This window comes from Allobosea sp. CER48 (assembly GCF_044752385.1).
Taxonomy (GTDB): domain Bacteria; phylum Pseudomonadota; class Alphaproteobacteria; order Rhizobiales; family Beijerinckiaceae; genus Allobosea.
This window is the reverse complement of the sequence record NZ_JBIWYK010000001.1, coordinates 16,981-29,645: the sequence shown is the minus strand read 5'-3', so window position 1 is coordinate 29,645 and position 12,665 is coordinate 16,981. Positions and strand designations below refer to the sequence as shown.

Annotated in this window: 10 protein-coding genes; 6 read left to right on the top strand and 4 right to left on the bottom strand. The window is 68.1% G+C overall.

Annotation, left to right across the window (positions count from 1 at the left end; translation table 11 throughout):
- Positions 1-37: 37 nt before the first annotated feature.
- From ACIPIA_RS00095 to ACIPIA_RS00085, 3 genes are read right to left on the bottom strand one after another with little or no spacing between them, the layout of a single operon-like run.
- Positions 38-898: an ABC transporter permease gene (locus ACIPIA_RS00095; protein WP_400505460.1), complete on the bottom strand. Its 861-nt coding sequence runs from the start codon at positions 896-898 to the stop codon at positions 38-40.
- Complete coding sequence (locus ACIPIA_RS00090; protein WP_400505458.1) at positions 895-1,839, bottom strand: ABC transporter permease; 945 nt, start codon at positions 1,837-1,839, stop codon at positions 895-897. The genes ACIPIA_RS00095 and ACIPIA_RS00090 overlap by 4 nt, the downstream gene beginning before the upstream one ends.
- Positions 1,840-1,864: 25 nt before the next feature.
- Positions 1,865-3,355, bottom strand: a complete 1,491-nt coding sequence (locus ACIPIA_RS00085; protein WP_400505456.1) for an ABC transporter substrate-binding protein — start codon at positions 3,353-3,355, stop codon at positions 1,865-1,867.
- A 169-nt stretch (positions 3,356-3,524) separates the two neighbouring features.
- Here ACIPIA_RS00085 and uxaC point away from each other — a divergent pair, with 169 nt between their 5' ends.
- From uxaC to ACIPIA_RS00070, 3 genes are all read left to right on the top strand, one after another.
- Positions 3,525-4,934, top strand: a complete 1,410-nt coding sequence (gene uxaC / locus ACIPIA_RS00080; RefSeq protein WP_400505454.1) for a glucuronate isomerase — start codon at positions 3,525-3,527, stop codon at positions 4,932-4,934.
- Positions 4,931-6,400, top strand: a complete 1,470-nt coding sequence (locus ACIPIA_RS00075) for a mannitol dehydrogenase family protein (RefSeq protein WP_400505452.1) — start codon at positions 4,931-4,933, stop codon at positions 6,398-6,400. Before uxaC ends, ACIPIA_RS00075 begins: the two co-directional genes overlap by 4 nt.
- 144 nt (positions 6,401-6,544) lie before the next feature.
- On the top strand, positions 6,545-7,372 hold the full coding sequence (locus ACIPIA_RS00070) for a transporter substrate-binding domain-containing protein (RefSeq protein WP_400505450.1): 828 nt from the start codon (positions 6,545-6,547) through the stop codon (positions 7,370-7,372).
- Positions 7,373-7,375: 3 nt separating this feature from the next.
- Here the strand turns inward: ACIPIA_RS00070 and ACIPIA_RS00065 are convergent, their stop codons facing one another.
- Positions 7,376-8,527 (bottom strand): amidohydrolase, encoded by a 1,152-nt coding sequence (locus ACIPIA_RS00065; RefSeq protein WP_400505449.1) that lies wholly within the window; start codon positions 8,525-8,527, stop codon positions 7,376-7,378.
- Between the two features lie 216 nt (positions 8,528-8,743).
- Here ACIPIA_RS00065 and ACIPIA_RS00060 point away from each other — a divergent pair, with 216 nt between their 5' ends.
- The 3 genes from ACIPIA_RS00060 (at position 8,744) to ACIPIA_RS00050 (ending at position 12,658) form a co-directional block, all read left to right on the top strand.
- Positions 8,744-10,453, top strand: coding sequence for a lysine--tRNA ligase (locus ACIPIA_RS00060; RefSeq protein WP_400505447.1), 1,710 nt, complete (start codon positions 8,744-8,746; stop codon positions 10,451-10,453).
- Positions 10,454-10,499: 46 nt separating this feature from the next.
- Complete coding sequence (locus tag ACIPIA_RS00055) at positions 10,500-11,885, top strand: FAD-binding oxidoreductase (protein WP_400505445.1); 1,386 nt, start codon at positions 10,500-10,502, stop codon at positions 11,883-11,885.
- Positions 11,886-11,965: 80 nt separating this feature from the next.
- Positions 11,966-12,658, top strand: a complete 693-nt coding sequence (locus ACIPIA_RS00050) for a nitroreductase (RefSeq protein ID WP_400505443.1) — start codon at positions 11,966-11,968, stop codon at positions 12,656-12,658.
- Positions 12,659-12,665 lie beyond the last annotated feature (7 nt).

Here is a 12,665-nt window from a genome sequence, read left to right as displayed (position 1 = left end):
CAGATCGGCAAGATCGCTCATTCAATATCCTCGATGGTCACCGGGTGCGGCGCAGGCGCGGATCGACGGCATCGCGCAGGCCGTCGCCCAGCAGGTTGAAGCCCAGCACGGTCAGCGCGATTGCGGCACCCGGAAAGATCGCAAGCCAGGGCTGCGTCGCCATGAAGGTCTGGGCTTCGTTGAGCATCCGGCCCCAGGACGGGTTCGGCGGCTGCGTGCCGAGCCCGAGATAGGACAGTCCAGCCTCGGCCAGCACCGCGAGCGCGAACTGGATCGTCGCCTGCACCACCAATATACCGGCGATGTTGGGCAGGACATGGCGCAGGATGAGCTGCCGGTTGTTGAGCCCCGCCGCCCGCGACGCCTGGATGAAGTCCTGCGCCCAGACCTGAAGCGCGGCGCCACGCGCGAGCCGCGCGAAATAGGGCAGGTTCAGCACGGCGATGGCGACGATGGCGTTGAGCATGCCCGGCCCGGCGATGGCTGTCATCATGATCGCGGTCAGCACGGCCGGAAAGGCATGGGTGAAATCGGCCGTGCGCATGATGACGTTGTCGAGGATGCCGTCGCGCCGAACGGAGGCGATCAGGCCCAGTGTCGTGCCCAGCACCATCCCGATGCCGACCGCGCCCAGCCCCACCGCGAGCGAATTCCGCGCGCCGACCATGATCATCGAGAAGACGTCGCGGCCAAACTGGTCGGTGCCGAACCAGTTCGCTGCGGACGGCCCCTTCAGCCTGTTCAGGATCGCCATCTGCGTCGGCGGATGGGGCGTCCAGACATAGGAAAGCAGGGCGGCGGCGGCGACAAGCAAGGCTAGTACCGCGCCGATCACGAAGGATGGCGCCAGCCACCAGTGCCGGCGGCCGCCCGGGGCCTTGTCCTGAACCGCGCTCATGCCTGCCTCAGCCGCGGATCGATCAGCCCGTAGAGCAGCTCGACCGCGAAATTGATCAGGATCGCCAGCCCGGCGAAGAGCATGACGAGGTCCTTGACCACGATCAGGTCATGCTGCGCGATGGCCTGGAAGACGAGCCGGCCCAGCCCCGGCAAGGCGAAGACGTTTTCGATGATGATGGCGCCTGCGATCAGGACCGAGAACTGAAGGCCCAGGATGGTGACGACCGGGATCAGCGCATTGCGCAGCGCGTGCCGGCGCATCGTCGTGGCCTCGCTGAGGCCCTTGGCGCGGGCGGTGCGGACGAAATCCTCCTGCAGCGTGTCGAGCATGGCCGAGCGCGTCACCCGCGCGATGATCGCAGCCTGCGGCAACGCCAGGGCGAGTGCCGGCATGAGGAGCGCCTTCAGAGCCGTGCCGAAGCCCGCCTGCCAGCCCGGAAAGCCGCCGGCCGGCAGCCAGCCGAGCCCGACCGCGAAGACGAGCACGAGCAGAAGGCCGAACCAGAAATTCGGAATGGCGAGCCCGGCCTGGGCGAAGGCCATCACGCCGGCATCGGCGAGGTGGCCGCGGCGCGACGCGGCGAGCATGCCGAGCGGAATGCCGATCGCGGTCGCAAGGCCGATCGCCATCAGCGCGAGCGGCAGCGTCACCGCCATGCGCTCGGCGATGAGCTGCGCCACCGGCACGCGATAGGTGTAGCTCAGGCCGAGATCGCCCGTGGCGAGCCCGCCGAGCCAGAGCACGAAGCGCAGCGCCGCCGGCTTGTCGAGCCCCATCTCGGCCCTGAGAGCGGCCAACGCTTCCGGCGCGGCATTGAGGCCGAGCGTCACCGCCGCCGGGTCGCCCGGCAGCACCTCCAGCACGACGAAGATGACGAGCGCCGCGGCGAGCAATGTGAGCACCAGCGCGACGAGCCGGCGCGTGACGTAGCCGATCATGGCGTTCCGCCGTCTGCCGGCGGCCTCACCGCCAGCGCAGCTCCGCCAGCGGCGTCACCGGCAGGGGCCAGTCGGTCCACATGCCTTCGAGCGCGGCATTGGCGACCGTGATCTTCGGCAGGATGAACAGGAAGCCGTTGACCGCGTCGCGCGCGAGCTTTTCCTGCGCCTGCTTGTAGAGGGCGTTGCGCTGACTCTCGTCCAGCGTCACCGCGATCTTGGCGATCAGCGCCTTGAACTCGGGGTCCTTGTACTGGAAGTAGTATCCGTCGCGCGCATAGATATCGATGTCGAGCGGCTCGGTATGGGCGATGATGCTGAGGTCGTAATCCTTGTTGCGGAAGACGCGTTCAAGCCATTGCGGGAATTCCAGCGGCTCGATCGAGGCGTTGATGCCGATCTGCGCCAGCAGCGCCGCGACGATTTCGCCGGAGCGGCGGGCATAGGACGGCGGCGGCAGCTTCAGCGTGCAGTTGAAGCCGTTCGGGAAGCCGGCTTCCTTGAGCAGCGCCTTGGCCCTGGCGGGGTCGTAGGGGTAGGTGCCGGTCAGATCGACATAGGCGGGATGCAGCGGCGAGAAATGGCTGCCTATCAACTGCACGTCGAAACCGTAGACACCGAGGGCGATGGTCTTGCGGTCGAGCGCATGGGCGATGGCCTGCCGGACCTTGAGATTGTCGAAAGGCGGCTTGCCATTATTGATGGCGAGCACCGTCTCGCCCTCGGTGCCGCCGATCGTGACCTTGAGCTTGGGGTCCGCCTTGAGTTGCGGCACGGCCTCGGGCGCCGAAAGATTGGTGTGAGCGTCGACATCGCCGGCCCGGAGCGCGGCGACCTGCGCCTGCGGATCGGACATGAAGCGGAAGGTCGCCTTGGCCAGCGCCGGCTTCTCGCCCCAATAGCCGTCGTTGCGGGCGAGTTCGAGCCGGTCGCCGCGGTTCCAGCGCACGAACTTGAACGGGCCGGTGCCGACGGGGTTGGTCTTGTTGCCGGCGGCTGTCGCGGGCGCGACGATCACCGCATCGCCCCAGGCGAGGCCGTAGAGGAAGTTCGCGGTCGGCTGCTTGAGCTTGATCACCACCGTCGCCGGGTCGGGCGTCTCGATCTCGGCGATCGGCGTGAAGAGCTGGCGCTGCGCATTGGTCGAGTCCGGCGCCACGGCCCGCTCGAAGGAGAATTTCACCTGCTCGGCGGTGAAGGGCGTATCGTCATGGAACCTGGCACCCTGCCGCAGCTTGAAGCGATAGGTGAGGTTGTCGTCGGCGATCGTCCAGCTCTCGGCCAGGCAGGGCTGCAGCTTGCCGGTCCGGTCGACCTTCACCAGGCCCTCGAAGATGTTCTGCAGCGTCACCTCGCGGATCGCCTGCGCCGCACCGGAGGTCGGGTCCAGCGTCGGCGGCTCCAGCGTCTGTGCGATGGTGACGCTGTCCTTCGCCTGTGCCAACGCCACGACGGGAAGCTGCGCCGCCAGCGCCGCCAGTCCCGCCCCAGCCAGGAGATCACGCCGCGTCGTCATATCCATCGCTCCGATGCCGTTGCGGCGCGAGGATGGCGCGGGAGATGCGAGGAGCGCAAGCCCGGTGCCGGCGCAATCCCCGTCGGGCAGCGCGAGCGTCTGGCGCACTAGTATACCAGGCGATTGACCCCCGCCGCGGCCGGTTCTAGAGATCACGCGACCGATGGAGATGCCCATGCTGTTGCACGACGATCGCCTCTTCCCCGCCGATCCGGTGACGCGCGGCATTGCGCGCCGGCTCTTCACCACCGTCCGCGACCTGCCGATCATCTCGCCGCACGGCCACACCGACCCGCGCTGGTATGCCGAGGACAACGCCTTCCCGGACCCGGCGACCCTTTTCGTCAAGCCGGATCACTACATCTTCCGCATGCTCTATTCGCAGGGTGTCCGGCTCGAGGATCTCGGCATCGCCCGCAAGGACGGCGGCGAGGTCGAAACCGATCCGCGCAAGATCTGGCGCCTCTTCGCCGATCACTGGCATCTCTTCCGGGGCACGCCGACGAGGCTCTGGTTCGAGCACGCGACCTCGACCGTCTTCGGCGTCAACGAACGCCTGACGCCCGAAAGCGCCGACCGGATCTACGACAAGATCGCCGCCAGGCTGGACGAGCCCGAGCTTCGCCCGCGCGCCCTGTTCGAACGCTTCAGGATCGAGGCGATCAGCACCACCGAAGGCGCGCTCGACGACCTGAAATGGCACGACATGATCCGCTCCTCCGGCTGGGGCGGCAAGGTCGTGACCGCTTATCGCCCCGACAGCGTCGTCGATCCGGAATTCGAGGGCTTCGCCGGCAACCTCGAACAGTTCGGCGAACTGACCGGCGAGGATATCGGCACCTGGACGGGCTATCTCGCCGCCCATCGCAAGCGGCGCGCCTATTTCAAGGAGCGCGGCGCCACCTCCTCCGATCACGGCCATGCCACGGCGCGCACCGCCAATCTCTCGGATGCCGATGCCGAGAAGCTCTACGCCAAGATCCTGAAGGGCAAGGTTTCCGCCAAGGACGCCGATCTCTTCCGCGGCCAGATGCTGACGGAGATGGCGAAGATGAGCCTCGATGACGGGCTCGTGCTCCAGATCCACCCGGGCTCCTGGCGCAACCACAACGCGGCGCTGTTCGAAAACTTCGGCCGCGACATGGGCTGCGATATCCCGACCGCGACCAACTATGTCGAGGCGCTGAAGCCGCTGCTCGATGCCGTCGGCAACGAGCGCAACCTCACCGTCATCGCCTTTACGCTCGACGAGACCGTCTATTCGCGCGAGCTCGCCCCGCTCGCCGGCCACTACCCGGCGCTGAAGCTCGGACCGGGCTGGTGGTTCCTCGACGCGCCGGAGGCCATGATGCGCTTCCGCGAGCTGACGACCGAGACTGCCGGCTTCTACAACACCGTCGGCTTCAACGACGACACCCGGGCCTATCTCTCGATCCCGGCCCGCCACGATGTCGCGCGCCGCGCCGATTGCGCCTATCTCGCCAAGCTCGTCGCCGAGCACCGGCTGGAAGAGGACGAGGCGGCGGAAGTCGCCCACGACCTCGCCTATCGCCTCGCCAAGGAGGCCTACAAGCTGTGACCCGCCTTTCTGCCCCCACCCTCGCCGGCCTGCCGGCATCCGTCCGCCGCCCGGCCTATGACCGCGCCGCCCTCAAGCCCGGCATCGTCCATCTCGGACTCGGCGCCTTCGCCCGCGGCCATCTCGCGGAGTACACCGAGGACGCGCTCGAGAGGCGCTTCGGCGCCTGGGGCATCGTCGGCGCCAGCCTCCAGCGCCCCGACCAGCGCGACCGGCTGAAGCCCCAGGACGGGCTCTATACCCTGCTCAAGCTGGCCCCGACCGGGCCTGAGCTGCGCATCATCGGCTCGGTTCTGGACGTGCTCGTCGCGCCCGAAAGCCCGTCCGTCCTGATCGCGAGACTGGCAGCGCCGGAGACCCGCATCGTCTCGCTCACGGTCACCGAGAAGGGCTATTGCCACGATCCGGCGACCGGGCGCCTCAAGGCCGATCATCCCGACATCGTCCATGACCTCGCCAACCCGCAGGCTCCGCGCTCGGCCGTCGGCATTCTCGTCGCCGGCCTGAAGGCGCGCCGCGATGCCGGGCTTGGCCCCTTCACCGCGCTGTGCTGCGACAACCTCCCCTCGAACGGCCACGTGCTGCGCGGCCTCGTGCGCGACTTCGCGGCGCTGACCGACGACAGGCTGGCCGCCTGGATCGAGGCCAACGGCGCCTTCCCGGCGACGATGGTCGACCGCATCGTTCCGGCCACGACCGACGCAGACATCGCCGAGGTGGCCCGGCTGATCGGCGTCGACGACGCCGCGCCCGTCATCGGCGAACCCTTCCGGCAATGGGCGATCGAGGACGTCTTCGCAGACGGCAGGCCTGACTGGCATGAAGTCGGCGCCCAGATGGTCTCCGAGGTCGCGCCCTTCGAATTCATGAAGCTGCGCATGCTCAACGGCGCGCATTCCTCGCTCGCCTATCTCGGCTATCTCGCCGGTCGCGAGACCGTTGCGGACGCCAGCGGCGACCCGGTTTTCGCCCGCTTCCTGCAGGGTCTCTGGGCCGAGATCATCCCGACGGTGCCGGCGCCGCAGGGCGTCGTGCTGGCTGATTATGCGAAGGCCTTGCTGGCACGCTTCCAGAACCCGGCGATCCGCCACCGCACCTGGCAGATCGCGATGGACGGCTCGCAGAAGCTGCCGCAGCGCCTGCTCGGGACGATCCGCGAGCGGCTGAAGGCCGACGCTCCGATCGACCATCTCGCGCTCGGCGTCGCCGCCTGGATGCGCTACGTCACCGGCTCCGACGAGAAGGGCGGCGCCATCGACGTCCGCGATCCGCTGGCTGCCGAACTGAAGCGCCGCACGGAAGCCGCCGGGCGCGACGCGAGCGCCCTGGTCGCGACGCTTACCGGCATCGAGGCGATCTTCGGCACCGACCTGCCGGGCGATGAGCGGTTCACGAAGCCGGTAGCCGCTCATCTCGCCTCGCTGCTCGACAAGGGCGCGAAGGCGACGGCGGCGAACCTCGGCTAAGCTCAAGCCGTCATTCTCGGGCGAAGCATGGCTTCGACCCGAGAATCGCGTGAAGCGCCGGTTTCCGCGATGCCCGGGGCTCAAGCCCGAGCATCGCGCCTCTTCCCCTTGATCCACGCCTCCATCCCACGCCACATAGGCGCGATGCTTCGTGCGCTCACCCTTGCGATCTCGCTCCTCACCGCCGCCACGGCGCTGGCGCAGGAGCCGCCGCGCATCGCCGTTCCCAATCTCTGGGACCCGCGCATCCGGCTCGACCGGCCGGAGCCCGGCCCACCGCGCGTCGTGCGCTTTCTCACCGACGACGATTACCCGCCCTTCCATTTCACCGGGCCTGACGGGGCGCTGACCGGCTTCTCGGTCGAGCTCGCCCGCGCCGTCTGCGAGAAGCTGGCCTGGACCTGCACCGTTCAGCCCCGCCGCTTCGACACGCTGCCGGATTCGCTGGCCGAGGGCCGCGGCGACGTGCTCGCCGCAGCGATGAACCTGACGCCGGGGCTTCGCCAGCGCTTCGCCGCGAGCCATCTCTATTTCCGCGCTCCGGCCCGTTTCGCCACGACGCGCGGCAACGCCCGCCCGGCGCTCGACAGCGCCGCTCTGCAGGGCCGCCGGGTCGCAGTGGTCGCCAGCACCGCCCATCAGGCTTTTCTCGAAAGGCTCATGCCCTTCGTCCAGCGGCGCGAAAGCAGCGATCTCGGCGCCGCCATAGCGGCGCTGCGCAGTGGCGAGGCCGAGTATGTCTTCGCCGACGGCGTCGCGCTCTCGCTGACGCTCGCTGGAAGCGGCGGTGAATTCGCCTTCTCGGGCGGCCCCTATCTCGAGAGCCGCTATTTCGGCGAAGGTGTCGCCTTCCTGCTGCGCAAGGACGATCCGGCCCTGAAGCGCGCGATCGACTACGCGCTGCAGGGCCTGTGGGACGACGGGACCTATGCCCGCCTCTATCTGCGCTTCTTCCCGGTCAGCCCGTACTGAGCGTCAGGGCGCGTTGCTGGCCAGCGCCTGCTTCGCTACCGCGGCGAGCCAGCCGGAAGCCGCAGGCAGGATCTCGTCGTTGAAGTTGTAGCGATCGTTGTGCAGGTCGCCGCCATTCACCGAGGGTCCGTTGCCCATCCAGATATAGCAGCCGGGGCGCTTCTCCAGGAAATAGGCGAAATCCTCGCCGGTGGTGCTGGCCTTCATGTCGCGCCGGACGGGCAGCCCTGCCGCCTCGCCGGCGGCAGCGGCCATGTCTTCTTCCGCAGGCGTGTTGATCGTGGCGCTGCCATAGGTGAACTCGACCTCGGCCGTCATCTCGAAGGTCGCGGCGATGTTCTCGGCGATGCCCTTGAGTCGCGCGAGCAAACGGTCGCGCACCGCCGGGACGAACGTACGGAAAGTGCCCTCGATGAAGACGTTGGTCGGGATCTGGTTGGAGGCGAGCCCGCCATGGACCTGGCCGATCGAGACCACCGCCGATTCCATTGGATCGACGTTGCGCGAGACGATCGTCTGCAGCGCGACGATGAGGTGGCCCATCGCCACGATCGGGTCATGGGTCTGCTCGGGCAGTGCCGCGTGGCCGGCCTTGCCCGTCAGCGTGATCTTGAAGCGGCCGGGCTCGGACATCACCGGCCCGCGATGGACGGCGACGGTGCCGGCTGCAAGCCCCGGCCAGTTATGCAGCGCGAAGACGCGCTCCATAGGGAAGCGCTCCAGCACGCCGTCGGCGAGCATCGCGAGCGCGCCGCCCGTACCCTCTTCCGCCGGCTGGAAGACGAACTGCACCGTGCCGCTCCAGCCGTCATCGGCCTTGAGCAGCGCCGCCGCGCCGAGCAGCGAGGTGGTGTGCCCGTCATGGCCGCAGGCATGCATCACATTCGGTGTCTTGGACTTGTAGGGGAGGTCGTTGACCTCCTGGATCGGCAGCGCATCCATGTCGGCGCGCAGACCGACCGTGCGCTCGGACGAGCCCTTGCTCAATGTCGCGACCACGCCGTAGCCGCCGACATTGGCGACGAAGGGCACGCCGAGTTCGGTCAGCTTTTCCTGCACGAAGGCGCTGGTCATCTTTTCCTCGCGGCCGAGTTCCGGGTGCGCGTGGAGATGTCGTCGCCAAGCGGTCAGCTTGTCGAGCAGGTCGCGGTCCAAGGCGGCATCCTTTCAAGGCATGGTCTAAGGAGAAAAAAGGCAGTGGCGACCCTATACCGCCATGGCAAGCCGGCAAGCTGCTTCGGCGAGGGCCCCACCCCCGTTTGCCGCATCTCAACCGTGTTCGCGCATTGACGGCGCCCTTCGCAATCTGCGAAAGCCCCTCCTTCGCTTTTGCGATATGGCTTTCCCGTTCAGGAGAGGACACCGCCGCTCATGCCCGCCTTCGACGCAGCCCTCGTTGACGCCGCCCAGCGTTCGGCCGCCTGGCCGTTCGAGGAGGCGCGCAAGCTCGTGGCCCGCATCGAGAAATCCGGCAAGAAATCGGTGATCTTCGAGACCGGCTACGGCCCTTCGGGCCTGCCGCATATCGGGACGTTCGGCGAGGTCGCGCGCACCTCCATGGTCCGGCACGCCTTCCGCGTGCTCACCGGCAACACCATCCCGACGCGGCTGATCGCCTTCTCGGACGACATGGACGGCCTGCGCAAGGTGCCGGACAACGTGCCCAACAAGGAACTGCTCACAGCCAATCTCGGCAAGCCGCTGACCGAGGTTCCGGACCCCTTCGGCACGCACGACTCGTTCGGCCGCCACAACAATGCGCGGCTCTGCGCCTTCCTCGACAGTTTCGGCTTCGACTACGAGTTCAAGTCCTCGACCGACTCGTATCGCGCCGGCGAATTCGACGCGACGTTGCTGAAGATGCTCGCCCGCTACGATGCGGTGATGAAGATCATGCTGCCGACGCTGCGCGAGGAGCGGGCGGCCACCTATTCGCCCTTCCTGCCGATCCATCCGAAGACGCGCGTCGTCATGCAGGTGCCGATCGACGAGGTCGATGTCGAGGCCGGCACCATCGCCTGGGCCGACCCGGCGACGGGCGAGCGCTTCGTCACCCCGGTGACCGGCGGCAACGTCAAGCTGCAGTGGAAGCCCGATTGGGCGATGCGCTGGGTCGCGCTGGGCGTCGACTACGAGATGGCCGGCAAGGACCTGATCGACTCGGTCAAGGTCTCCTCGCAGATCGCCCGCGCGCTCGACGGCACGCCGCCGGAAGGCTTCAACTACGAGCTCTTCCTCGACGATCTCGGCCAGAAGATCTCGAAGTCGAAGGGCAACGGCCTGACCATCGAGGAATGGCTGACCTACGGCCCGCCGGAGAGCCTGGCGCTCTACATGTTCCAGCGCCCGCGCGAAGCCAAGAAACTGCATTTCGACGTGATCCCGCGTGCGATCGACGAGTATCTCCAGTTCCTCAACGGCTATGAGAAGCAGGACTGGAAGAACCGCCTCGGCAACCCGGTCTGGCACCTCCACGACGGCAATCCGCCGGCACCGGAAGTGATCGCCTCCGGCGAGGGCGACAACGCGGTCAGGACGCAGATCACCTTCGGCCTGCTGATGAACCTCGTCGCCGTCGCGAACTCCGAGGACAAGGCCGTGCTCTGGGGCTTCCTGCAGCGCTACGCCCCGGCGATCTCGCCTGAGACCCACCCGCGCCTCGACGCGCTGGTCGGCTACGCGATCGCCTATTTCCGGGACTTCGTGAAACCGGCGAAGAGCTACCGCCCGGCCGACGAGGTCGAGCGCGACGCCTTCGCCAAGCTCGACGCGGCGATCGCCGCCCTGCCGGCGGATGCAACCGCCGAGATGGTGCAGGACGCCGCCCTCGACGTCGCCCGCGCCATCCCGCGCTACCAGAACCTCGCCGCCAAGAACGCGACGCCGGAGCGTCCCGGCGTCTCCGGCGACTGGTGGAAGGCGATCTACCAGGTGTTCTTCGGCGAGGATCAGGGGCCTCGCTTCGGCTCCTTTGCGGCGATCTACGGCCTGCCCAACACCCGCGCCCTGATCGCCAAGGCGCTGGCGGGGGACCTGGTCCGGGAGCACGCCGCCTTCCTGGACGCGCGCAAGGCCGGCTGACGGCATCGCCAGAACACCAGCCCCAGCGCGACCGAAGGAGCCTGCCATGACCATTCCGAGCGATGCGCTGACCGCGCTGACGGAGGTGGTCGGCCCCGGTGGCCTGCGCAGCGGGGAGGCGATCCCCGCGCGCAACCGCAAGGATGCCTCGAAGGCCGAGGAAGGCCTTCCGGCGCTGCTCGTCCTGCCGCGGAACACCGAGGAGGTCGCCGCGGTGCTGGCGATCTGCTCGCGCTTCTCGCTTCCCGTCGTCGTCCAGGGCGGCATGACGGGCCTGGCCGGCGGCGCCGCGCCGCTGGCGGGCGAGGTCGCGCTCTCGCTGGAAAGAATGAGCGGCGTCGAGGAGATCGACCCGGTGACGCGCACGATGACCGTGCTCGCCGGCACGCCGCTCATGGTCGTGCAGGAGAAGGCGGCGGAGGCGGGCTTCCTCTACGGCGTCGATCTCGGCGCGCGCGGAAGCTGCACCATCGGCGGCAATGTCGCGACCAATGCCGGCGGCGTGCAGGTGCTGCGCTACGGCATGACCCGCCGCAACGTCCTCGGCCTCGAGGCGGTGATGGCCGATGGCCGCGTCGTCAGCCACCTCAAGAAGGTGGTGAAGAACAATGCCGGCTATGACTGGACTCAGCTCTTCATCGGCAGCGAGGGGACGCTCGGCGTCGTCACCCGCGTGCTGCTCGCCCTGCAGCCGGCGGTGACGGGCGTGCAGACCGCGCTCTGCGCCGCAGGCAGCGTCGACAAGGCGCTCGCAACGCTCAATCGCCTCGAGGCCCGCCTCGGCGGCAACCTGCTCGCCTTCGAGGCGATGTGGCCGGAATACATGAAGGCGGCGACCGGGCAGGGCGGCCTGCCCTCTCCCTTCGCCACCCAGCCCGAGCTCACGCTCGTCATCGAGGCGGCGATGGGCACCGCCGCCGCGAGTGAAGACGCCTTCGCGGAGGCGCTGGCCGAGCTTGCGGAGGAAGGCCTGCTCGACGACGCGCTGATCGCGCAGTCGAGCCGCGACCGGCAGCGTTTCTGGGCCTATCGCGAGGCCAACTACGAGTTCTACCGCGACCTGCCGCCCGGCATCCATTTCGACGTCAGCATTCCGCTCGGCGCCATGGAAACGGCCGTGACCCTGCTGCGTCAGCGGGTCGAGGCGCGCAGCAGAGCGGCGTTCCCGATCGTCTTCGGCCATCTTGCCGACAGCAACCTGCATCTGTCGGTTCATGACGCGGCGATGGAGCTCTCCGGCTTCGCCGACATCGTCTACGAGCTGGTCCGGGAGATGCAGGGCAGCATCTCGGCAGAGCATGGCGTCGGCATCCTCAAGCGCCCCTATCTCGGCATGAGCCGCTCGGACGCCGAGCTCGCGCTGATGACGACGCTGAAGCGGACGCTCGATCCCGCCAACATCCTCAATCGCGGGCGCATCCTTCCGGCCTGAGCGAACGACGATCGGCGTATGGTGCCGGGCCGGTAGCCCTGTCAGAACGCAGGGAGGCATGGAGCGCGGAGATGCGAAGCATGGTTGACGAGATGACGCCTGCCGAAGCCGTCGAGCGCGCGATCCGCGTACGCCGCGCCGTCCGCGCCTTCCTGCCCGACCCGGTCGAGCCCGCCCTCGTCCGCCGCCTGATCGATCTCGCCGCACAGGCGCCATCCGGCACCAACATGCAGCCGTGGAAGCTCAGGGTGATCGGTCCGCAGACGCGCGCACGGCTGGAAGCCGCGCTGCTTTCGGCCCTCGAAGCCGGCGAGCGGCCGGGCGTCGAGGAGTATCGCTACTATCCGGAGCGCTTCCGCGAGCCCTATCTCTCGCGCCGCCGCAAGGTCGGCTGGGATCTCTATGGGCTGCTCGGCGTGACGAAGGGCGACATCGCCGGCATGAAGCGGCAGACCGCCGCAAACCTGCGCTTCTTCGATGCTCCGGTGGCCCTGATGCTCACCATCGACCGCGATCTCGAGATCGGCTCCTGGCTCGATCTCGGCATGTTCATCCAGAACCTGCTGATCGCCGCGCAGGGCCACGGCCTCGATTCCTGCCCGCAGGCGATCTTCGCGCAGTTCCACCCGATCGTGCGGCGCGAGCTCGCCATTCCCGCGGACGAGGTCGTGGTCTGCGGCATCGCCATCGGCAAGGCCGACCCGGACTCACCGGCCAATCGCCTCGTACCCGAGCGCGAACCGGTCGAGAGCTTCACAACCTGGCTGGTTTGAGCTCCGC

What these genes read in the sequence shown, in the direction of transcription:
- ACIPIA_RS00090 (WP_400505458.1), bottom strand. Translation starts at nt 1,839, where the DNA reads ATGATCGGCTACGTCACGCGCCGGCTCGTCGCGCTGGTGCTCACATTG.
- uxaC (WP_400505454.1), top strand. Translation starts at nt 3,525, where the DNA reads ATGCCCATGCTGTTGCACGACGATCGCCTCTTCCCCGCCGATCCGGTG.
- ACIPIA_RS00085 (WP_400505456.1), bottom strand. Translation starts at nt 3,355, where the DNA reads ATGACGACGCGGCGTGATCTCCTGGCTGGGGCGGGACTGGCGGCGCTG.
- ACIPIA_RS00055 (WP_400505445.1), top strand. Translation starts at nt 10,500, where the DNA reads ATGACCATTCCGAGCGATGCGCTGACCGCGCTGACGGAGGTGGTCGGC.
- ACIPIA_RS00060 (WP_400505447.1), top strand. Translation starts at nt 8,744, where the DNA reads ATGCCCGCCTTCGACGCAGCCCTCGTTGACGCCGCCCAGCGTTCGGCC.
- ACIPIA_RS00095 (WP_400505460.1), bottom strand. Translation starts at nt 898, where the DNA reads ATGAGCGCGGTTCAGGACAAGGCCCCGGGCGGCCGCCGGCACTGGTGG.
- ACIPIA_RS00070 (WP_400505450.1), top strand. Translation starts at nt 6,545, where the DNA reads ATGCTTCGTGCGCTCACCCTTGCGATCTCGCTCCTCACCGCCGCCACG.
- ACIPIA_RS00050 (WP_400505443.1), top strand. Translation starts at nt 11,966, where the DNA reads ATGGTTGACGAGATGACGCCTGCCGAAGCCGTCGAGCGCGCGATCCGC.